This window comes from Rossellomorea sp. NS-SX7 (assembly GCF_052828565.1).
Genome location: NZ_CM128249.1, coordinates 3,153,638 through 3,174,770, shown reverse-complemented (window position 1 = coordinate 3,174,770; position 21,133 = coordinate 3,153,638). Strand labels below are relative to the sequence as shown.

Here is a 21,133-nt window from a genome sequence, read left to right as displayed (position 1 = left end):
CAATTACAAAGATAGATGATATATTATCAGAAAATTAAGAAATTAAACTCAAAAGGAGAGGGAATCATGAGAGCTACTGCAAGTACGAAAGCAAAATTTTGTCTATACTGTTCAGGAAAAGGATACTTTCAGTTAGTGTTGGGTGGTTCTGAAACTTGTCCTTGCTGCGGAGGCAGCGGGAAGCAAAAATAATATGGACGGTTATTTGGACCGATTGGGCAGACCTGATTATATTGGGTCTGCTTTTTGCTTGGATGAAATTCTCGAATCGACTGGGTTTCGGAATGGGGAGTGAGATCCAATGGGCAAAGTTTGATTTCTACAGTTAGATCTTATCTCTGATATAAGAACCAATTAAACCCCATATAGGATAGAAATCAAGCTTTAATCAGGATAAAAAGCGATTGAATTTAAGCTTCAAGCCTGTTCTTCATTAATACATGGAACAGGAACGCCTTTCTGGCATTCCAACATGGACATATGCTGAGTTTTTTCTATTTATGCTGAAAAATATGATTTTATGCTGACTTTAACAATAACTGGAAACAAGACATATTTACGTTCAGAGCACTGGCACCCCCAAATCCCAAACCCCTTCAACCCCTTTTCCAATGAACGCTGCTGCACCATTCTATTTATGGTGATTTTGTGAATACCTATTCCAAAAGATTGACGCTTTCATAAACATTGAGTACACTAAACTTTAGTGTTTATGGAGGTGCAGACGGTATATGCCTATACATGTAATGATCATTTCGATGCTTCTTTTCCTGGTTCTGTTTTTCGGAATCGGCTTCTTGTTAAATATGTTATTGCGTATGACATGGATCATGGCGATTATTTATCCGATCATTGTCATTTTTATCGTAGATGATGTCCGTTTTATTGAATATTTCCGAAATGCAGGCGAGTCGTTTTCGGAATTGGGGACTAAAATCAGCCATTTGGCATTAGCTGATCTTCTGATACTCGGCAGCGGACTTGCTGGAGCGATCCTTTCGGGAGTCGTGATGAGAATCTTGAGGGCCAAAGGATATAGAATGTTTTAATTGTTTCCGTTTACCCGGCAAATGCCCGGAGTGAACGGATTTTTTTATGGAACTTAACACATAGTAAGGGAGCGGTTATCTTCCTTTATTCCCTGAATCTCCTCATGGAAAATTGGCATTTACTCATCGAGAATTGCCAATCCTAATATTTTCCAACAATTGAAACTATTCAATTTTTTTATCAATTTATGAATAAATCCCAACCTTGTGGGGAAGGAATAAGGGTGGGAGGAGTGAATTCATGAATTTGGTAATAAAATGGACGAAACGAATCATCATGGTTAGTTTATTTGTACTAGCCTTAGGCACCACCTTTCAATCGATATCGGGGGTGGAAGCGCAGACGTTTAAATCCTGGCTCAACGAAAATAAAGGGAGTCAGTCGGAACGCTATTCAGAAAACCATAAAACAAATCATATATCATTGTCATTTAAATTTTTGAAGAGATTAGCAGGTGTCAAAACGATGATCTCTTCCAGCAAACCTGTCGAAGGGAAGCTTCCGACGCTTGAAGAATCGGTGAATTGGGAGCAGTATCCGAAAAATACCGTTGTGGCAACTGGATATACGGCCGGTGTCGAATCAACGGGAAAAAGTCCGGGTCACCCTGGGTACGGGATTACATACTCGGGAGTAAAAGTGAAAAGAGATTTATATTCTACGATTGCGGCAGATACATCCGTCTACCCGATCGGGACGATCCTCTTTATTCCTAACTATGGATATGGGGTCGTTGCTGATACAGGGAGTGCAATCAAAGGAAATAAGCTTGATTTATATTACGATACCGTTGATCAGGTCTATGATGAATGGGGAAAACAGACCCTTGATGTGTACGTCGTTCAAGTAGGAACCGGCAAGTTGACAGAGGAAGACCTGGTGGAACTGAACAGCAATGAATCGATGCAGGTGTTCAGGCAGCAAATTTTATCAACTAAAGTGGAATGAAAAAAGCTCGTACGCAGAATCTCTGCGTACGAGCTTTTCTTATGGGACATAGTGAAGGTCCAATCCTTCGTATACAGCTGGATGAAGCTTTCTTGCCAACTGCACCGCCCCTTTTAGAAGAAGGGGGGAGGGCCTGCAGTAAAGGGCTTCTTCCAGGATGAGTATCCGGTTTTCCTGAACGGCTTTCATGCTTTCCCAATCTTGGCGTTTCATCACAATTGCGGGATTCACCCGCTTCTGCTGCACACCTACCCATGCAAGGCAGATATAATCGGGATCGCGCTTCCTCACATCTTCCCAGTCTGTTTGGACGCTCGCAAGTTCCACATCCCGGAAGCAGTTTTTGGCTCCTGCCATCTCACTCAGTTCAGTGAGCCAATTGATTTTTCCCGGAGTGAAAACAGGTTTCGGCCACCATTCCCAGTAGAGGACCGGCGTGTGGTCGACAGTCTTGCTCAATTTCATTAGCTCTTCGACCGTATGTAAAAAGGTCTGCTGCCTCCTGACAGCGGTTTCTTCAATCCCGCATGCTTTCCCGACCGTTAAAATATCGTCGGCGATGTCCTGGAAGCTCTGAGGATTGAGTGTGATATGCGGAATGTTTCTTCTATTCAGTTCCTCGATATTCTTTTCCATGCCAGGGACACTCAGTGAAGAAAAGACGAGATCAGGTTTCAATGCCTGCAGCTTATCCATATCGATGGACAGGTCGGGCCCGAGTCTGGGAAGTGAACGGACTTCTTCAGGGTAATCGGAAAAGTCATCAACGCCGACCAGCCTGGATGTGAGACCAAGATAATCAATGATTTCAGTATTACTGGGGCAAATAGAAATAATCCTCACCGAATCACTCCTAGGTAAATAATAGATAATGCAGAATCAGGGTCAGTACAATTCCCGACAGGCCGCCGAAGAAGACCTCGATCGGTTTGTGTCCGAGCAGTTCCTTCAGCTCTTTCCGTTTTTCCTGCTCAGGTTTGTTCTGCCAGCCCTTGGCTTCTGTCATGAATTTTTGAAAATCGATGGTTAGCTGGTTCAATACGATGGCCTGCTCACCGGCCTGTCTTCTGACACCGGTCGCGTCAAACATGGTGATGATTGCAAAGATCGCCGATACGGCAAAAATAGGGGATGACATTCCGGTTTCCAAGGCGACACCCGTTGATAAAGCCGTCACTGCTGCCGAGTGTGAGCTGGGCATTCCGCCTGTAGAAGTGATCAAAGACCAGTTTAATTCCCTCGTCGCTATAAATTGTATGGGCACCTTAACAAATTGTGCAAAGAAGATTGCAAATAATGAGGCCCATAATGGAAAATTCAAAAATACTTCCATGCTGTCATATGCCACCTTTTTAAAAAGTCTGAAATAAAATAATGTTCTTATTATATCATACCCGATTGCAATCAGAACTAACTTGCACGCAGCAAATGCCAGAATGTCGAAATAAACAGACATCTCCGTTATAATGGAGATTGGAGGTGTCAGGGGAAATGAATTTAACAATCAATCAAAAAGACATAAAAGAAGCGGCCTTAGAATGTTTAGTTGTCGGAGTTTATCATCAGCCATCTTTTGAAGGGGAGCTGAAAGAGCTTGATCACGCATTCGAAGGGTATCTCACTTCATTAGTGAAGGATGGAGACATTTCATCAAAACCTAAGAAAATATCGAAAATACATACGTTCGGAAAAATCGGGAGCAAACGAATCCTGTTTGTTGGTCTCGGTAAACAAAAGGAGTTAACCTTCGATCTTTTAAAAGAAGCGATGGGTATGGCATCGAAAGCACTGAAAGAAATGAAAGTTTCCACTTTTTCAGTGGCGCTCGATACATTTTCATCAGAAGAACTGCCTGCAGTGGACGCGGCACATGCTTTCACAGAAGCGTTCACGATGGCTACGTATACATTCGACGGCTACAAGCAAAAATCAAATGAGCCTGAAGTCTATGTAGACAGCATTGAATTTTTTACAAAAGAAGACGAAAAAGAAGTCAAAACAGCTTTGGAAGTGGGAGCGGCTTTCGGAAGAGGTGTCAACTCTGCACGAACACTGGTAAACACACCGGGGAACCTGCTCACATCCACAAGAATGGCAGAATATGCGCTTGAACTTGCAAAGCGCTATGATTTCGAAGCTGAGATACTTGATAAAGAAGAGATGGAAAGCCTGGGAATGGGCGCGCTTCTTGCCGTCAATCAGGGTTCTGTTGAGCCGCCTAAAATGATCGTGCTGAAATACAGCGGCAAAGATGAATGGGAGGATGTCATCGGATTGGTCGGAAAAGGGATCACCTTCGATACCGGCGGATATTCCATCAAGCCGAAGGACGGCATTGTCGGCATGAAGACAGATATGGGCGGAGCAGCTGCTGTCCTGGGTGCTATGGAAATCATCGGGGAAACAAAGCCTGAGCAGAATGTGGTGGCTGTTATTCCTTCAACAGACAACATGGTCAGCGGTTCAGCATTCAAGCCGGATGACGTCATCACGGCGATGAGCGGTAAAACAATCGAAGTTCTGAACACGGATGCCGAAGGACGCCTCGCGCTGGCTGACGGAATGACGTATGCGAAGCATCACGGAGCGAATTACCTGGTGGATGTGGCGACGCTGACCGGCGGTGTCATCGTGGCACTAGGAGAAGATAAAACAGGTGCGCTGACAAATAATGAAGCATTCTTTGAACAGGTACTTGAAGCCTCGAGCGAGTCCGGCGAATTTATCTGGCAGCTGCCATACACGGAACATGATAAAAAACGTGTCCGCAGCAGTAAGATCGCAGACCTCAATAATTCACCCGGACGTGCAGGACATGCCATCATGGGCGGCGCATTCGTCGGTGAATTTGCCGAAGGCCTTCCATGGGTCCACCTGGATATCGCAGGAACCGCCACGACGAAGAGCCATTATGAACTAGGCCCTTCAGGTGCAACAGGAGTCATGGCCCGTACACTGGCAATCCTGGTGGAGCGATTCCAGCCATTGGAAAAATAAGATTGATTAAGTGGATTGTTAAAAGCCTTTCCTGATCCAAAGTTGGATTAGGAAGGGTTTTTTTATGGTTTAAGTTAAAGTGAAGTTGTTCATTGTAACAAAGAGATTGGGAGTGTAAGTATGGAAGAATCAAGGTTCTAAATACAATGATCGTTCCAGCTGTTGATTGGAGTGGAAGGCGAAGACTCCTATCAGAAAAGCGGAAGGGCTTTGAAAGAGGCGGGTGGCATAAGACGAATCGGCCATGAAGGCGTTCTTTGCCTTCTTGGTCGGTTTGGCTTATGACATGTGCCTCTAAGCCCTGCAGCTGGACAGAAACTACCTAAGACGAGGAGGCTCACGGGCTACCCGCGGAAAGCGTAGCCTTCCACGGAAATCAACAGCGGTATTTTTAGCCATCTCCTCCTGTATTAGAACCATACAAAAACTTACCAACAAACATTTTAGTGATTCATCAGACTAAAGTATTGACAACCTCTCTTCATCTTGTTAAAGTTAAAAACGTTGTTTTATTACTCTACCAATTTAGCGAACTAAAGTAATGTTAAAACAAATTCTATTGAACTAGCATTCATAAAAGCGTCAGCCGATGTTTTTCTACATATCGGAAACGGGCTGATGAATATTTTTAAGGGAGGAATTAACGATGAACGCAGTTGTCATTGCAGTTCTGGTCATGCTCGTATTGAGTCTGGTACGCGTCAACGTCGTGTTTGCACTTATTACAGGTGCTCTGATTGGCGGCCTTGTCGGCGGCATGGACATGAGCGAAACAATTTCAGTCTTCTCCGAAGGGTTATCCGGAGGGGCAAATATCGCATTAAGTTATGCTTTACTTGGTGGATTCGCTGTAGCGATTTCTTACACAGGGATCCCAAACCTCCTCGTTGATTGGGTTTTAAAGGTTGTCGGGAAAAAAGGAGATTCAAGAAAAGCAGCTCTTTCTAAAGCACTTATTGTCTTTGCCATTTTACTCATGGCTGTCTTTTCACAAAACCTGATTCCGATTCACATTGCTTTTATCCCTATCCTGATTCCGCCGCTGTTGAAGGTGATGACGGAATTGGAACTGGATAGACGTTTGATTGCTTCAGTCATTACATTTGGTTTGACTGCCCCATATATCCTTTTACCAGTAGGATTCGGCTTGCAGTTCCACGAAATCATCGCGCAGAATATGGCAAGCAGCGGAATGGAGATTGCACTGGGGGACATTCCTAAAGCCATGCTTATTCCTGTCAGTGGAATGTTTATCGGATTATTGATTGCGGTGTTTGTTAGTTACCGTAAACCGAGAAAATACAGTGAAGCGAAAGAAGTCATTTCGAAGGAAAAAATGGTCTATAACAAAAAAGCGATGGTCTTCGCTTTTATCTCGATCATTGTGGCTCTTTATGTACAGCTTCAGCTGGAATCCATGATCTTCGGTGCACTTGCCGGGATTGCCGTTCTTTACCTTTCAGGCTCAGTGAAGTGGAAAGAAGCTGACGGTCTGTTGAATGAAGGGATGAAAATGATGGCCTTCATCGGTTTCGTCATGATTGCCGCTTCAGGATTTGCCGAAGTGATGACATCCACAGGACACGTAGAAACGCTTGTAGAAGCGACTGCCGATGCAATTGGCGGTAACAAGGCCATGGCGGCACTCATCATGCTTGTTGTCGGTCTTCTTGTCACGATGGGAATCGGTTCATCGTTTGCGACGATTCCGATCATTGCAGCAATATTTGTGCCTCTATGCATGGAGCTTGGCTTCAGCCCGATGGCGACAATCGTCATTGTCGGAACAGCCGGCGCATTGGGGGATGCGGGTTCTCCTGCTTCTGACAGTACCTTGGGGCCGACTGCCGGATTGAACGCGGACGGCCAGCACAATCACATTTGGGATACATGTGTGCCGACGTTCTTGCATTACAATATTCCGCTGATCATCTTTGGTTGGATTGCAGCGGTGATGTTTTAAGGTAGGGTTTGACTTCTTAGCAGGGGATTTTGGGTCCTCTGCTTTTTTTTGTTTTTATAAAAAACGAGCAGCTTTTATATCCGGAAAGTGACCCGTTTTTAGAAAATACGTGTCACTTTCCGGATATAAAAGCCGGTTTTAGAAAAATACGGGGTGTGCTTTCCGGCTTTACAAGCCCCTTTCAGAAAATACGTGCCACTTTCCGGATTTACAAGCCAGTTTCAGAAAATACGTGCCACTTTTCAAATATACAAGCAACTTTCAAAAAATACGTTCCATTTTCCCGAAATACGTGCCACTTGTCGAAAAATCTCCACACACATTCATACACATACTCACAAAAAACCTCCAACACACCACATGCCAATAGAAATCCCAACACCTGACTCTTATCACCCCGACACCGACAACGTGCCTCCAACTTCTTTTCAGAAATAAATCAAAGCCCACTCAAAACCCTTTCCTTTTGCATAAACCATTATTGAAGCCTATAAAAATAGATGGCTGTACCAAGTAAACTGATGAAGAGGAGGAAGTGCGAATGTATAATCCAGTGTATGATCGAAGACCAAGACCTTATGGAATCGGCAGGAGACCATTCTATGGTGGAGGATTTTTTGGAGGGCCATTTGTCGGCGGAGTGTTGGGCGGACTCTTAGGTTCTGCGCTATTATATCCAAGACCGTATCCATATCCATATTATCAGCCATACGGGTATGGTTATGGATATCCGGGGTATTACCCATATTATTAATCATAGATGAAAAGGGAGTTCCAGGCATGATGAGCCGGGAACTCCCTTTTTTTGTACTTCGTAAACGTATCCAATAAAACCGCTGATCAAAGAATCCTCTATCCCGCTGCGCATGAATCTTACATCTCCCTCCACCGCACAACGACGATCAGATGGCAGCAATCCACTTCCCCGAGCTTCTCATCGAACACCATATGGATTCCGTCTGGATTGAATGAAACGACGGGGACAACCTTCACCCCTGTCCGTCGTATAAGCTTAAGGACCTCGGGAGTATTTGACTTCTGGGCAAAATCCATGAGCTGGTGGGCGAATGAACTATCATTCTTTATTTTTGATAATACGAGATTGGCGCTTTCCATTAACGTTAATGTTTTATCGGCAGAGGCCATAAACGTTTTTGTTTCAACTGCAGGGAAGTTATTGCGATAATGAAAGTTAGGGTAAAGTGGATAATTTCTTCTGGAATGATGGGGCTGATAGGGGCTCTGGACAGGTTGGTAAAATGGATGATATCGATTCATGGAATACCTCCTTATTCCTGGCAAATGGGCTCTATCGAAATGTATGTAGATGATCTAGAGATTATTCTTAAAGGCTGCTGCCCTGCAAGTTGGTTGTTTTCGTCCGTCACTTCAAAAGCCTCAGGGAAATTATGGGCGTGCTCTTTCAAATTCGGCCCGTTGTGCTAACGGGGATATCGTTTTTAAAACAACAAAAAGAGGTTCTTAAGGACAATAAAAGGGTTTTTACACTTTTTACCGAAATTCTACTATATGACGACTATAATGAGGTGAACAGAATGAAATTGGAAAATACGTTAATCAGTACGCTTGGGATCGAGTTTGTGGAATTGGGAAAAGGAAAGGTGATCGCGACGATGCCTGTCAATGAAGCAACACGCCAGCCTTTCGGGTTCCTTCACGGCGGTGCGTCGGTGGCACTTGCAGAAACGGTGGCGAGTGTTGGAGCAGTCGAATTAATCGATCTGGATAAAGAAATCTGCTTCGGACTTGAAATCAATGCGAATCATATCAAAGCTAAACGTGATGGAGTCGTTACTGCGACGGCCACTGTCATGCACCAGGGAAAAACGACGATGGTCTGGGATATCAAAATCACCGATGAAGAGAATCAATTGATTTGTGTCTCACGCTGTACGATGGCTGTCGTACCAAAACGCTGACCTTCTTTCTTACCCAGCGATTTATGGCTAAGGAATCAGTTTTGATACATATGTAAGGCACGTTTAAAAGCTGATGCAATGGGAAATCAATAAGTAACCGAGATAAGGAGGTTACAAGATGCCTTGGAGCAAACATGATTATCCCGCTTCTTTAAAGAATCTTCCGGAAGATGTCCGGAATAAAGCAATCGAGATTGCGAACGCCCTCCTGGATGAGGGGTACGATGAAGGAAGAGCGATTGCGATTGCTACTGATCAGGCTCATAAGTCCGAGGAAGGGACGTATTCGGATAAGACCGAGTATCACGTGAAAACGCATGAAGAGGGCTGGCAGTTGATTAAGAAGGGGAGCAGCCGTGCAATCATGGTGGAAGAAACTAAAGAGGACCTTCTTTCAAAAGCGAAGGATTATGTGAATGACCATAGGGGCACTCTTGTCATCCATAAGCAGGATGGCTGTGTGGAGAAAGAATTATATAATCAGTAAAAAAAATTGACCTGTACGGGGGAGACCCGCCAGGTCAATCTTTTTTTCCAGGATATAAAGCCTGCTTCCTCAAGTCGAAGAATTCTGCTTCTCATATTCCTCTTTATCTTTTAAATCATCCTTTACACTTTTATCCCACAGTCCTACGCCGGAATTGTATGCAGCCCGTGCTATGAGGTGCCCTGCAACAGGAGCGGTCACAAAGATAAAGATGATGGCCAGAATCAAGTTTGAATTAAAATGGCCGTGTTCCTGATAGAAGTAGAGGAACGTTGCAATAAGGATCGACATGATCCCAAGCGTCGCGCCTTTGGAGGCTGCGTGGTTCCTTGTATAAACATCCGGAAGCCTCAGCACCCCGAATGTAGCAATCAGGCTGAGAAGGCCTCCGACCAGTAAGAAAAATCCGATGATCCAACTAATGATTACGCTCACGTTCGATAATCTCCCCTTTCTCCAAAAACTTTGAAAAGGCTACTGTTCCCAGGAATGCCAGGATTCCGAGAAGGAGAATCACCGATAGGAAGGCATACGTATCAATGACCATTGAAATAAGGGCAACGATGGCAATCAGGTTGATGCCGATTGCATCAAGCGCGACGACCCTGTCAGGGGTTGTCGGTCCCTTTATGACCCGATACACAAGACCAAGCATGGAAATGGAGACGAGGAGCAGGGTGACTTGAATGATTGTATGCAGCATCAGCGGCTCACCTCCATGATGGCTTTTTCAAATGAGTTCTTGATTTCATCGATGGCTTCATCGACATCCGCGATATCAATCGCATGGATGTAGAGAACTTTATTATCGAAAGAAACATCCACTACCAATGTACCTGGGGTCAAGGTAATGAGATTTGCCAGTAACGTAATTTCCCAATCTGTTTTTAATTCAGTCGGGAGGGCGAAAATGCCGGGTTGAAAATCGAGCTTCGGCTTCAATACCACTTTCAACACCGATATGTTCGCGAGAATCAGCTCTTTAATGAACAAGAATAATAAACTGACTACGGCTCCCACCCTTAACAGATAGAAGCGGGAGGTGAAAAATCTTCTGAATGCAAATATCACAAGCAATCCTAAAATGAAGCCGATCAGAAATGACTGTGCAGTAAAGGACACCGAAAGAAACATCCAGACAAAGGCTAAGAAAAAGTTTAATAAAATTTGAAAGGCCATTCTACATTACTCCTTTAACACTGCGTCTATATAGAGATTCGGGTCCATTAATACGTCTGCAGCCTGCGAGAACAACGGTCGCAGGGCTTCTGCTCCAAAACCGTAGAAAACGGCTAATGCCACAAGTACGGCTGATGTCATCCATAAATAACGGGCATGTCCTTTGGTGACACCGTTGTATTCCTTTGGTGCTCCCCAAATACCATTGAGGAAGATTTTGATCACTGAATAAAGGACCAGAAGACTTGAAGCCAGGATGACACCCGCTCCGAGATAGGCTTCCTCACTGAAGCTTCCTCTTAAGATCATCAATTTACCGATGAACCCGCTTAACGGAGGAATTCCTGCTAGGGAGAATGCCGCTACCAAGAAGGTCCAGCCGAGCCACGGGTACTCCTTGATGAGTCCGCCCATTTTCTTCAGGTCTGTTGTCCCTGTGATTTTGATCATGACGCCGACAAGCAGGAATAATGCTGCTTTGATGATCATGTCATGAACGAGATAATAAACGGATCCTTCCATGGCATCGGGATTCATCGTTGATACTCCGAATAAAATGACACCCACTGCAATGATGATGTTATAGATGATGATCTTCTTAACATCCCAATAAGCGATGGCTCCGATACATCCAAAGATAATCGTAAGAATCGCAAGGACCCCGAGAATCTGATGCGTGTAGCCGATATCGTGGTGGAAGAACAGCGTATAGGTTCTTAAGATCGAATAGATCCCCACTTTGGTGAGCAGGGCCCCGAATAATGCGAGAACCGGGGCAGGCGGGGCATAATAAGATCCCGGGAGCCAGAAATACAGCGGAAATAACGCACCTTTTAATCCGAATACTACGAGGAAAAGGATCGCGATTGCCGTAAGGATCCCCGGCTGGTCCACTACAGAGATCTTTCTCGAAATATCTGCCATGTTCAGAGTCCCCAGTACAGAATACAGATAGGCGACCGTGATGACAAATAGTGCGGAGGATATGACATTCACAAGAATGTATTTTATCCCTTCACGCAGCTGGCCTTTTGTTCCGCCTAAAACCAGGAGGACATAGGAACTCATCAGCATCACTTCGAAGAAAACGAATAGATTGAAGATGTCGCCTGTTGTGAAAGCCCCGTTCACTCCGACAAGGAGGAATTGAACGATGGGATAATAATAGAACCGTTCTCTGTCCATTCCGATCGATTTAAAAGAATAGAAGAGGACGACCAGCGTGATGATACTCGTTGTCGTCACCAATAAGGCCGAGAGCATGTCGGATACAAGGATGATCCCGAATGGAGCTTTCCAGCTTCCGAGTGCAATCGTCTGTATACCGTCCCGGTGTATCTTATTAATGAGGACAAGGGATGATGCAACAGTCGCCAATGTTGAAACGACTGATATCCCTCTTTGTACTTTTATATATTTGCTGATAAACATCAAGATGACCGCTGTAATCAGCGGGATTAAAATTGGTAAAATCAATAAGTTAATCATTGCCTTCAGTTCCCCTCATCTGATCCACATTATCCGTGCCAAGCTCCTGATATGCCCGATAAGCCAGGACAAGAAAGAAAGCTGTGACTCCGAAGCTGATGACGATAGCTGTCAAGATCAAGGCCTGCGGTAATGGATCTACATAAGATTCAGCGTGTTCGCCCAATAGAGGGGCAGCTCCCTCTTTCAAGCCGCTGACTGAAAGTAAGAGCAGATGAGCACCGTGACTCAATAAGGCAGTCCCGATGATGATCCGGAGCAAGCTCTTCGATAACATCAAGTACACAGCGCTCGTAAATAGTATTCCAACAACAATTGCCATAAGTATTTCCATTATTCACTCACTCCTATTGTTTGAATAATGGTCATCGTTACACCGATAACTACAAGATATACTCCTGTATCGAACAATACTGCCGTATGCAGGGAGGTTTTTCCCAAGAGAGGCAGATGGAAATAATCGTACGCATGGGTCAGGAACGGGGCATTGAAAAATAGTGCACCCGCAGATGTGGCTACAGCAAACAGCAAGCCGATGGCTGTGATGATCTTATAGTCCACCGGCAGGATGTTCGCCACCGTTTTAATATCATAAGCCAGTAACAGTAATACAATTGCGCCTGAAGTCATCAAGCCTCCGATGAATCCACCGCCTGGAGTGTAATGACCAACGAAGAAGATCCTCAATGAAAACAAGATGATCAAGAAAGCGACAACGTTCGTTACCGTTTGTAAGATGATGTCATTTGTTTTTGTTTTCATCCTTCTTTCCTCCTAGTCAGACGTAATTTAATCATGGAATAAATCCCAAGCGAAGCAATCGCAAGCACACAGATTTCAAATAATGTATCAAATCCACGGAAGTCAACAAGGATGACGTTCACCATGTTTTTCCCGCCAGCTTCTTCGTAAACATTCTCGATATAGTAACTTGAGATCGAATCAAACAGCTTTGTGCTGTATGAAGAAATCGCAAACAGTGTAACAACGACCCCGACTCCAATCGAAATCACTGCATTTTCAAGTTTGAACTTCATTCTTTCCTCGTGTCTGCTGAGTTTCGGCAGGTGGTAGAAGCAAAGAAGGAATAAAGCAACCGATACAGTCTCGATGACAAGCTGGGTCAACGCAAGATCAGGTGCACGGAATAATACAAAGAATAGAGAAACTGTGTAGCCTACAGCTCCCAGCGATATGATGGACGTCAGTCGTGACTTCGCAAATAAAATCGTCACTGAACTGATTACCAGCAAGAGTGCGATCGCTACTTCATAAATCCCGATCGGAGCAAGGTCATCTGTGTTGATGGAAAACGCTCCTTTGAACCATAAGCTGAACAAGAGAATGCCGATGAAGAATGCGAATATATAGACGAGGTAGCTTCGGATGAATCCTGTCATATATCCTCTGGTGAAAGTGAAAGCAGCGCGTTCACTGCGCACCAATCCTCCATCATACATGGAGTTCAGCGTTAAACGTTCAGGGATCCAAGAGTAGATCTTCTTCCATTTTGGCAGCAATTGATAAAGCAGGATACCAAACAGGATGACACCCAGTGTCATGAATAGTTCTGGCGTTGGACCGTGCCAAAAGGTTATATGAGTTTCGATCAAATGCCCTTCCTTTACTAAGCTTGGTGTAATAGCTGCAACAGCAGGTGCAATGATCCGTTCAGACAGGATGTTAGGGAAGAACCCGAATACAACCACGAGCGACGCCAGGATAATCGGTGAAATCAGCATCCCGAACGGTGCTTCATGCGGTTTCTTCTCCAATTTATCAGGCTGGTGTTCACCAGTGAACGTCTTGAACACCAGAATCATGCTGTAGATGAACGTAAATACGCTTCCCACCCAGGCAAGGACAGGGAAGATGATGCCTGCAGTATCGAGGCTGAAAATATCCATTTCAAGCACACGGACCATTCCTGTAAAGAACATCTCCTTACTCAAGAAGCCATTGAATGGAGGAAGGCCGGCCATTGAGAATGCACCGATGATGGCAATGGTGAAAGTGATCGGCATGAAGCTCATCAGCCCGCCGAGTTTTCGTATATCCCTGGTTCCGGTCTCATGGTCGATGATTCCGACAACCATGAAAAGACTTCCCTTGAAGGTAGCGTGATTGATCAAGTGAAAAACGGCAGCAAGAGTTGCGACCATATAAATATTGTCGTCCAGGTGAGTGTAGTGCAGGGCGGCTGCACCCACTCCGAGCAGCGACATGATAAGACCAAGTTGACTGACAGTTGAGAAAGCAAGGATCCCTTTTAAATCAGTTTGTCTGACAGCATTGAAAGATCCCCAGAATAAGGTGAAAATACCGAATCCGCCGACAAGCCATAACCATAAGCTTGTCTCGGCAAATACCGGACTCATGCGGGCAACAAGATAGATCCCCGCTTTAACCATCGTTGCAGAGTGCAGATAAGCACTGACAGGTGTCGGTGCTTCCATTGCATCCGGCAGCCAGATATGGAATGGAAATTGAGCCGATTTTGTAAAAGCTCCCAGCAGGACGAGAAGCATTGCAGGAATGAAAAGAGCGTTCGTCATCAACTGGTCAGATTGAGAAATCAGCTCGCGGATACTGAACGTTCCTCCCATAAGGTATAGAAGGATGAATCCACCCAGCATGGACAATCCGCCGAAAACGGTGATCAGCATTGATTTCAGTGCACCGTATCTCGAACGTTCACGGTGATACCAATAACCGATCAATAGGAAAGATGATATAGACGTAAACTCCCAGAACATATAAAGGACGATCAGGTTATCAGACAGGACCACACCGAGCATGGCTCCCATGAACATCATCAAATACACATAGAAGTTATGTAGTTGTTCCTTTTTCTTATCGAGATAGTAAATCGAATATAGGACGACAAGCGAACCGATTCCGGTTATGAGAAGTGCGAATAGCAGACCGAGTCCATCTATGTACGCAATAAAATCGATGCCGAATGAAGGCATCCACTCCGCTGTTTCCTTTATCGTCTGTCCATCCCTCGTTATCGGCAGGAATTGAATGAAGTAGCTGAATAAAGCAACGGGCAGCAGCAATACGAACCAACCGGTATGGACCGGTCGAAATGCTTTATAAAGAAATGGAATAAGGATTGCAAATAAAAAGGGCGATATAATTGCCCAATGTAACAATGTCATAAAAAACCCCCCTCTTATAAAATTCATGTATTCTTCAACTTAGTCTTATGTAGATGCATTTTCACTTTCTGGAAATTCGTCAACCGTTCTTCCAGTATGCCCGGAAATCTTAACCTAAAGAGCATTATAACGTAAAAAAACAATGCTTGCATTACTCAGGCTTCTGCCTCATTCGAATTGAACTTAAAGTATTAAATATGTAGAAACGCGGCTGATAAACGCGAAAATTTTTAAGAATTTCCTTCAGAATGTAGGCTTTTAAAGAATAGTTTTGGTTATTTTGGAGAATCCTATCCATAAGGTGGTGTTGAAAAATGAAAAGGAAAACAGTGGCGTTTACAACAATCCTTTTTACATTTATTGGATTTGGGTGGCTGATTGAATCTCAAGATCGATTTAACCGAGGCATCTTCGAAACAGATGATCCGGCAACCGCTAACTTGGAGCCTGTGCAATATGGCGGCACAGACGAGATGGAGGAAGTGCCTGTGGATAACCAGAGGATCCGTCAGCCGTTTAGGTCGAGGGAGTACATCCGCATAGTGCCAAGCAGAACTTCACAACCTGAAGTATTCGACTGACTGTCTTTTCATGTCCGCATGGGAGAGGCAGTCTTTTTTGTGCAATTCTATTTGGGTGGCGACAGCGCGACAAAATGCCCAGGATTTTCTTATTAATACCCTTTTCAAGACTCCTGTAAACGATTATGATGTAAGTGCTGTATGGAATAATCATTATAGGAGAGTTATCAATTGAAGAATACATATTTAACGAGCTACCTGCCGCTGTTTGCCATCCTGCTGTTCAGCCTGACCTTCTCCGTCTATGGGGTGGAAGTATTGGTCGACTTCTTTGAAAAAATTGGCGTCTATCCAGGAATGCGCGAGTTTTTATCAGATATACAACTTAAATTCGTCTTATTGATTCTTCTGATGATCGTCTTCTTCATGGTGTTTGCAGCCCTGAAGCTCATAGCTGAAACAATAAATGGGGTCTCCATGCTGTTCTTCTCGAAAGATTCAGAAGGTCAATTATATAACCGGGTCAGGTCCGGCTCGATGATCTATTTCATCGGGGGGCTTGTATCGGTCGTCAGCCTCAAATCCTTCCTGGGACTAATCGTCATTTTTGCCGTCACTTCGGTCGTGTATTTTGTTTACTTTGTATATAAAATCAGCGTCACTGTTTCAAAAGCAGGGATCATCGGCGTCATCAGCCTGCAATTGTTTACATGGTCATCGCTCTTCATGACGATCTTTTTTGTACTATTAAAATTATATAACGGTGTCATGGCGAGTTTGCCGATCATGTCGAAGGTGAAGTTGTGATGATGGATTGTAAAGGAGTATGAAACGTTTGTTTTATGCTCTTTTTTTATGGAGAGAAGAGCGTGGCGAATCGAACCAAATAAAAAACGCCCGGAGACGAATCTCCAAGCGCTATTTCATGATTGTCTTCCATATCTTGTGACTCGGCCGCAGCCTTTCAATCCTGCTCATGTTCTGCGGGATATCATGGCCGACCCAGACACCCGTCGTGTACTCATTCGTCAGCCCCATCACCCAATAATCATGATAATTGTTGGTGGTTCCTGTTTTTATCCCGACATACGGCTTGGAGACGTAAGCGGCTTTTCCTGTACCGCCCTCAGCTGCATTCGAAAGCATCTGCCTCATTTTTGCCGTGGTATCTTTCGACCATACCTGTTTCGGCTTATCTTTCCATTCGTAAAGTATCTTTCCGTTCCCGTCCTTTACGTTCACGATGGCATGACTTTTTTTATAGCTGCCGTCGATAAAAGATGTATAGGCATCGCTCATTTCGAGCGGGCTGAAGCCGTAGGTGAACCCGCCGATCGATGCAGCGTACGTGTGATCCTCTGCTGTCACGCGCTCGAAGGAAAAGGATGAAAGCTTGTTGAAGGCTTCTTCGACATCGACTTTTTCCATCAAACGGAGAGCAGGAGCATTGTACGATTGAGAGAGCGACTGATTCAACGTGACAGTACCCGGCTGTACGTCTCCGTAGTTGATCGGGCAATAATCTCCGATACAGTAACGATTGGCGTTCACTTTCTCATGAATGGACGCCTTGAATTTGTCCAGATACGGCGCATATACGAGCAGTGGCTTAATGGAGGAGCCGGGCTGCCTGTAGGCTTGGAAGGCATGGTTGAAATTATATTTCTGATAATCTTTACCGCCGGTCAATGCAGCGATCCTTCTGGTTTCGTTTTCGATCGTGACAGACGCTCCCTGCAGTTTTTCACCATGCAGCCCAGTGTTCAATGCTTCTGTACTTTTTTGCTGAAGTACCGGGTCCAGGGCAGTCTGGATTCTTACGCCTGATGAAATGACATGTTCAACCCGATCATCCAGCTTTTTGATGATCTGCTCCTTCTCCTGTGGTGATGAGGCGTTTTCGAGTTGAACCTTATAGCCTTCATGCAATGAGATCAGCTCTCGTAATTCCTCTTCCACATAGAAGGCGTAATCAGGATAGCGATCGATTTTCTTACGGATATTCAGCTTGATCGGAACTTTCTTCAGCTTGTCCGCTTCTTCTTTTGCAAGCTTTTCAGTATTTACGAGAATATCAAGCAGGCGTTCCTGACGAACTTTGGTCTGATCGAAATGGTCGACAGGATCATACTTGCCCGGATTATTCGGGATCGAGGCAATGAATGCCAACTCTGCTTTGTTTAGTTCGGAAACACTTTTTTGAAAATAATATTGGGATGCCGTTTCAATTCCATACACTCCATTGCTGAAATAAATGACATTGAGATAAAGCTCCAGAATTTCATCTTTAGAAAGGGAGCTTTCAATCTCATGTGCATAAAAGAGCTCAGTCAATTTACGGTTGTACGTTTTTTCCTGGCCTAAATATAAGTTTCTGGCCAGCTGCTGGGTGATCGTGCTTCCGCCCTGCTGAATATGGGTGAATACCAAATTTTTTACGACCGCCCTCAATATGGCGCCGGCATCAAACCCCACATGCTCATAAAAATGCTGATCTTCTGAAGCGACCAGGATATCTTTTACGAATGGAGGGATTTTCTCATCTTCTACATATAATCGAAAGGGACGATTGACCTCTGAAAATACATCTCCGTTTTTGTCCAGCAGTAAACTGGTCTTGTTAAGGTTCAACTGGTCTGTATTCACCGTGGACTCGAGTTCATCCTGAAATCCCTGGACTTTATCGACTTCTTCTGTCGTGAAGAACAGTGTGGTGAAAAACAATGCCATAAAGCACATCACTGTTAGAAATCCTGCAAACACTCTCATACTTCCACTCTACTTTTCTAGTAATCTTGTTTCACGTGACCGTCAACTTCAGAATGTCTTATACTCCACCATAATAATCCAAATGCCCCCAAGAATAAAGCACCTGTTACATAAAAAACGGAAGAAATTCCAATATATCCGGAGACCGTCCCTCCAAATGCCGGTCCAATCACGTTTCCAAGAAAACGAAAGCTCTGGTTGTAGCCCAAAACTTCACCCTGCATGCTGAGCGGGGCTTCCTGACGAATGTACGCTGTCACGCACGGAATCATCCCCCCGATGGCAATCCCGAATAAGAAGCGGAGAAGGACAAGCTGCCAGAGCTCAGTCACAAGAGCCTGCGGCACAATAAGGATGGAGGCAAGCACCAACAGGATGGAAAGGACCTTCTCATATCCGATTTGATCGCCGAGCTTTCCCCATTGCCGGGTAGCGATAAAGTTCCCGAATCCTGTAGCCGAAAAGGCAAGGCCGGCTAAAAAGGCAAGGTTCGCGGATGAAGTCAGTTCATCTACATAAAGTGCCAGCAGCGGCTGAATGCTGAAATTTGCGACCTGGATGAGCAGGGATAGAATAATAACCGTCACAAGGAGCTTGTGACTGAAAATATGCTGAAGCACCTGCTTGCTTGAATATTTGTTTTGCTTATTCCTCTGTTCATCATTACGCTGCTCGTTTATTCCGAACAGAACGACTGTCGCCGCAATCGCAATCGAAATCGCCGTGAAAATAAAGGTATAAGAAAAACCAACATTGTCAGCAAGAATCCCGCCGATGACAGGTCCGAACAAACCGCCGGACACGGTGCCCATCTGCAGGGTACCCAATATTTTTCCGGCTTCCTTTTTGGATGTCTGGGAAGAGATGAGGGCCATCGAAGTAGGGATGAATCCGGTGACGGCACCCATCAGCAGCCTCAGGATAAACAAACCGTGAACAGACTCCATAAAGCCCATTAAGAAAATGGAGGTCGCAATCCCGTATCCTGTGATCAACAGAATCGGCTTGTACCCGTAACGGTCCCCAAATCTTCCCCATAAAGGAGAAATGAAAAACGCCGTCAGGAATGTAATCCCGAAAACAAAGCCGGACCAGCGCTGCACATATTCAGCGCTATAGTCACCGAACGTCTCTATATAAAGAGATAGGAACGGCAGGACCATCGTGGCGCTGGCAGCCACTAAAAAATTCGCCGTGACCATAATGACAAGATTCCTTTTTTCTATTGAAATGACAAACACCTTCTCATACAGTATTTATTTCGGTTTCCTAAATATCTATTGTATTAAAGATTATGAAGAGCGTCCACTGAGGGAGATTTTTTTGCGGCTGTTTAAAAGGAATTAGTCATATTTTTCAGGTTGAACATGATATAATATAAGAATAAGAATTATGTAATCTCACCAGAAAGCGAATAAGCCGGTGAGTGCGCATAAACCCGTTCGTATTCACAATAGTATTCTACTAGAATGAAAATTGGGGTCTGTACAAGATTGAGGAGGGAGTTACGTGGTAAAAGCAAAGCAGCTTGTGTTCATTGACTTTGAGTTTTCAATGCCGGAACGTCATAGAGTCCCCAAAGGCTTTTTCCCTGAAATAATCGAAGCTGGTGTGGTAGTGGTTCAGAATGGGCAAGTGACAGATACGTTTTCAACTTATGTAAAACCATCTGCCTTTCCCAGACTAACCAATCGCTGCAAACGATTTTTATCGATCACACAAGATAAAGTAGACGAAGGCATCACCTTCCAGACCCTCATCGATTATTTCAATCAATTGAATTCGAAAGGTATCGAGAAAGTCGTGACATGGGGCAACATGGACATGAAAGTATTAAGGGATAACTGTACCCAGTCCGGCATCGCCTTCCCTTTTCAAGCCCAATTTGTCGATTTATCGATGGAATATAAACGATTCTTCGGAGATCAAAATCAAACCGGCTTATGGAAAGCCGTTCAGGAATACGGCAGGGAAGGTGTCGGAAAGCATCATAAAGCACTTGATGATGCAATGACGACACAGCATATTTACAATCTCGTGGAGAAAGACAAAAAGTATCTCGACAAAGCTGAACCGACCACCATCGGTGACCGGATCGACTTGAGTAAACTCTATAATCAGCTGGCTTGAAGATCATGATTATATAAAAAAAACATGCCCCCGAACGGCACGTTTTTTTTTTTTTTGAGTTCTGCATGAATCGCTGAGAACGATATGTTCAATCAACCCTCAAACGACAGTCCATACATCAGCTCATACTCCCGCTGTACTCCCCGGAGTGCTTCCAGACTTTTAATGGCATGCGGAGAACCGTCTGCTTCCAATTGCCTTTTCAGATCGCCGAAAGCAGTCAGAAGTGTTTCATTGTATTCGGGAACTTCCCCTTCATAGGACTTCACCATCTTTTCAGGCATGTTGGCCTGCTCTCGAAAAGCAAGTGCCTTCCGTTCATGGAATAGCGGAACATCTACTTCTGCAGGGTTATGTAAATCACCTTGGCGGGGGTGCTTGAGTACAGCTAGAATCCTTACTACATAAGCACCAGGTCGTTCCCCTGTCACCTCTCCGATATATTTTCCCGTTTTATAAAAAGCTGTGACTTTGTCCCCGATTTGAAAATTTTGCAA

24 protein-coding genes are annotated in these 21,133 nt (G+C 44.5%); 11 read left to right on the top strand and 13 right to left on the bottom strand.

Annotated elements, in window-relative coordinates; genetic code table 11:
* The first annotated feature begins 66 nt into the window (after window positions 1-66).
* The 3 genes from ACUXV2_RS15870 to ACUXV2_RS15860 all read left to right on the top strand — a co-directional run bounded on the left by ACUXV2_RS15870 (window position 67) and on the right by ACUXV2_RS15860 (window position 1,998).
* The gene (locus ACUXV2_RS15870) at window positions 67-192 is read left to right on the top strand and encodes a YuiA family protein (RefSeq protein WP_446244123.1); all 126 of its coding nucleotides are present in this window, start codon (window positions 67-69) and stop codon (window positions 190-192) included.
* A 539-nt stretch (window positions 193-731) separates the two neighbouring features.
* Window positions 732-1,049 carry a YuiB family protein gene (locus ACUXV2_RS15865; protein ID WP_446244122.1) on the top strand — a complete coding sequence of 106 codons (318 nt, stop codon included), beginning with the start codon at window positions 732-734 and terminating at the stop codon, window positions 1,047-1,049.
* A gap of 241 nt (window positions 1,050-1,290) precedes the next feature.
* Window positions 1,291-1,998: a 3D domain-containing protein gene (locus ACUXV2_RS15860; protein ID WP_446244121.1), complete on the top strand. Its 708-nt coding sequence runs from the start codon at window positions 1,291-1,293 to the stop codon at window positions 1,996-1,998.
* Window positions 1,999-2,037: 39 nt separating this feature from the next.
* Here ACUXV2_RS15860 and ACUXV2_RS15855 read toward each other — a convergent pair whose 3' ends face one another.
* A complete protein-coding gene (locus ACUXV2_RS15855; RefSeq protein WP_446244120.1) occupies window positions 2,038-2,841 on the bottom strand; it encodes a cobalamin-binding protein in 804 nt (267 codons plus the stop codon).
* Between the two features lie 10 nt (window positions 2,842-2,851).
* Window positions 2,852-3,331, bottom strand: coding sequence for a divergent PAP2 family protein (locus tag ACUXV2_RS15850; protein WP_446244119.1), 480 nt, complete (start codon window positions 3,329-3,331; stop codon window positions 2,852-2,854).
* A 158-nt stretch (window positions 3,332-3,489) separates the two neighbouring features.
* Between ACUXV2_RS15850 and ACUXV2_RS15845 the strand changes: the two genes are divergently transcribed.
* The 3 genes from ACUXV2_RS15845 (at window position 3,490) to ACUXV2_RS15835 (ending at window position 7,712) form a co-directional block, all read left to right on the top strand.
* Window positions 3,490-4,995, top strand: coding sequence for a leucyl aminopeptidase (locus ACUXV2_RS15845; protein ID WP_446244118.1), 1,506 nt, complete (start codon window positions 3,490-3,492; stop codon window positions 4,993-4,995).
* 646 nt (window positions 4,996-5,641) lie between these two features.
* A complete protein-coding gene (locus tag ACUXV2_RS15840) occupies window positions 5,642-6,958 on the top strand; it encodes a Na+/H+ antiporter family protein (protein ID WP_446244117.1) in 1,317 nt (438 codons plus the stop codon).
* A gap of 541 nt (window positions 6,959-7,499) precedes the next feature.
* Entirely contained in the window at window positions 7,500-7,712 is a 213-nt protein-coding gene (locus ACUXV2_RS15835; RefSeq protein ID WP_446244116.1) for a hypothetical protein, read from the top strand.
* Window positions 7,713-7,831: 119 nt separating this feature from the next.
* Here the strand turns inward: ACUXV2_RS15835 and ACUXV2_RS15830 are convergent, their stop codons facing one another.
* Window positions 7,832-8,236 (bottom strand): hypothetical protein, encoded by a 405-nt coding sequence (locus ACUXV2_RS15830; RefSeq protein ID WP_446244115.1) that lies wholly within the window; start codon window positions 8,234-8,236, stop codon window positions 7,832-7,834.
* Between the two features lie 278 nt (window positions 8,237-8,514).
* Between ACUXV2_RS15830 and ACUXV2_RS15825 the strand changes: the two genes are divergently transcribed.
* Window positions 8,515-8,898: a PaaI family thioesterase gene (locus tag ACUXV2_RS15825; RefSeq protein WP_446244114.1), complete on the top strand. Its 384-nt coding sequence runs from the start codon at window positions 8,515-8,517 to the stop codon at window positions 8,896-8,898.
* Between the two features lie 118 nt (window positions 8,899-9,016).
* On the top strand, window positions 9,017-9,385 hold the full coding sequence (locus ACUXV2_RS15820) for a DUF2188 domain-containing protein (protein ID WP_446244113.1): 369 nt from the start codon (window positions 9,017-9,019) through the stop codon (window positions 9,383-9,385).
* 69 nt (window positions 9,386-9,454) lie between these two features.
* Here the strand turns inward: ACUXV2_RS15820 and mnhG are convergent, their stop codons facing one another.
* From mnhG to ACUXV2_RS15785, 7 genes are read right to left on the bottom strand one after another with little or no spacing between them, the layout of a single operon-like run.
* A complete protein-coding gene (gene mnhG, locus ACUXV2_RS15815; protein WP_446244112.1) occupies window positions 9,455-9,820 on the bottom strand; it encodes a monovalent cation/H(+) antiporter subunit G in 366 nt (121 codons plus the stop codon).
* Window positions 9,804-10,088 carry a Na(+)/H(+) antiporter subunit F1 gene (locus ACUXV2_RS15810; protein WP_446244111.1) on the bottom strand — a complete coding sequence of 95 codons (285 nt, stop codon included), beginning with the start codon at window positions 10,086-10,088 and terminating at the stop codon, window positions 9,804-9,806. Before ACUXV2_RS15810 ends, mnhG begins: the two co-directional genes overlap by 17 nt.
* A complete protein-coding gene (locus ACUXV2_RS15805) occupies window positions 10,088-10,564 on the bottom strand; it encodes a Na+/H+ antiporter subunit E (protein ID WP_446244110.1) in 477 nt (158 codons plus the stop codon). Before ACUXV2_RS15805 ends, ACUXV2_RS15810 begins: the two co-directional genes overlap by 1 nt.
* 6 nt (window positions 10,565-10,570) lie before the next feature.
* Window positions 10,571-12,052 carry a Na+/H+ antiporter subunit D gene (locus tag ACUXV2_RS15800; protein WP_446244109.1) on the bottom strand — a complete coding sequence of 494 codons (1,482 nt, stop codon included), beginning with the start codon at window positions 12,050-12,052 and terminating at the stop codon, window positions 10,571-10,573.
* Window positions 12,045-12,386: a Na(+)/H(+) antiporter subunit C gene (locus ACUXV2_RS15795; protein WP_446244108.1), complete on the bottom strand. Its 342-nt coding sequence runs from the start codon at window positions 12,384-12,386 to the stop codon at window positions 12,045-12,047. The genes ACUXV2_RS15800 and ACUXV2_RS15795 overlap by 8 nt, the downstream gene beginning before the upstream one ends.
* Window positions 12,386-12,814, bottom strand: a complete 429-nt coding sequence (locus tag ACUXV2_RS15790; protein ID WP_446244107.1) for a Na(+)/H(+) antiporter subunit B — start codon at window positions 12,812-12,814, stop codon at window positions 12,386-12,388. The genes ACUXV2_RS15795 and ACUXV2_RS15790 overlap by 1 nt, the downstream gene beginning before the upstream one ends.
* Window positions 12,811-15,216 carry a Na+/H+ antiporter subunit A gene (locus ACUXV2_RS15785; protein ID WP_446244106.1) on the bottom strand — a complete coding sequence of 802 codons (2,406 nt, stop codon included), beginning with the start codon at window positions 15,214-15,216 and terminating at the stop codon, window positions 12,811-12,813. Before ACUXV2_RS15785 ends, ACUXV2_RS15790 begins: the two co-directional genes overlap by 4 nt.
* 314 nt (window positions 15,217-15,530) lie before the next feature.
* Between ACUXV2_RS15785 and ACUXV2_RS15780 the strand changes: the two genes are divergently transcribed.
* Complete coding sequence (locus ACUXV2_RS15780; protein WP_446244105.1) at window positions 15,531-15,797, top strand: hypothetical protein; 267 nt, start codon at window positions 15,531-15,533, stop codon at window positions 15,795-15,797.
* Between the two features lie 171 nt (window positions 15,798-15,968).
* A complete protein-coding gene (locus tag ACUXV2_RS15775) occupies window positions 15,969-16,544 on the top strand; it encodes a DUF5366 family protein (RefSeq protein WP_446244104.1) in 576 nt (191 codons plus the stop codon).
* Window positions 16,545-16,655: 111 nt separating this feature from the next.
* Here the strand turns inward: ACUXV2_RS15775 and ACUXV2_RS15770 are convergent, their stop codons facing one another.
* Window positions 16,656-18,506, bottom strand: coding sequence for a transglycosylase domain-containing protein (locus ACUXV2_RS15770; protein WP_446244103.1), 1,851 nt, complete (start codon window positions 18,504-18,506; stop codon window positions 16,656-16,658).
* Between the two features lie 17 nt (window positions 18,507-18,523).
* Complete coding sequence (locus ACUXV2_RS15765; protein WP_446247093.1) at window positions 18,524-19,738, bottom strand: MFS transporter; 1,215 nt, start codon at window positions 19,736-19,738, stop codon at window positions 18,524-18,526.
* Window positions 19,739-20,015: 277 nt separating this feature from the next.
* Between ACUXV2_RS15765 and kapD the strand changes: the two genes are divergently transcribed.
* Window positions 20,016-20,636, top strand: coding sequence for a 3'-5' exonuclease KapD (gene kapD / locus ACUXV2_RS15760; protein ID WP_446244102.1), 621 nt, complete (start codon window positions 20,016-20,018; stop codon window positions 20,634-20,636).
* A 92-nt stretch (window positions 20,637-20,728) separates the two neighbouring features.
* On the opposite strand, the gene ACUXV2_RS15755 is transcribed toward kapD, so the two are convergent.
* The gene (locus ACUXV2_RS15755) at window positions 20,729-21,133 is read right to left on the bottom strand and encodes a kinase-associated lipoprotein B (protein ID WP_446244101.1); all 405 of its coding nucleotides are present in this window, start codon (window positions 21,131-21,133) and stop codon (window positions 20,729-20,731) included.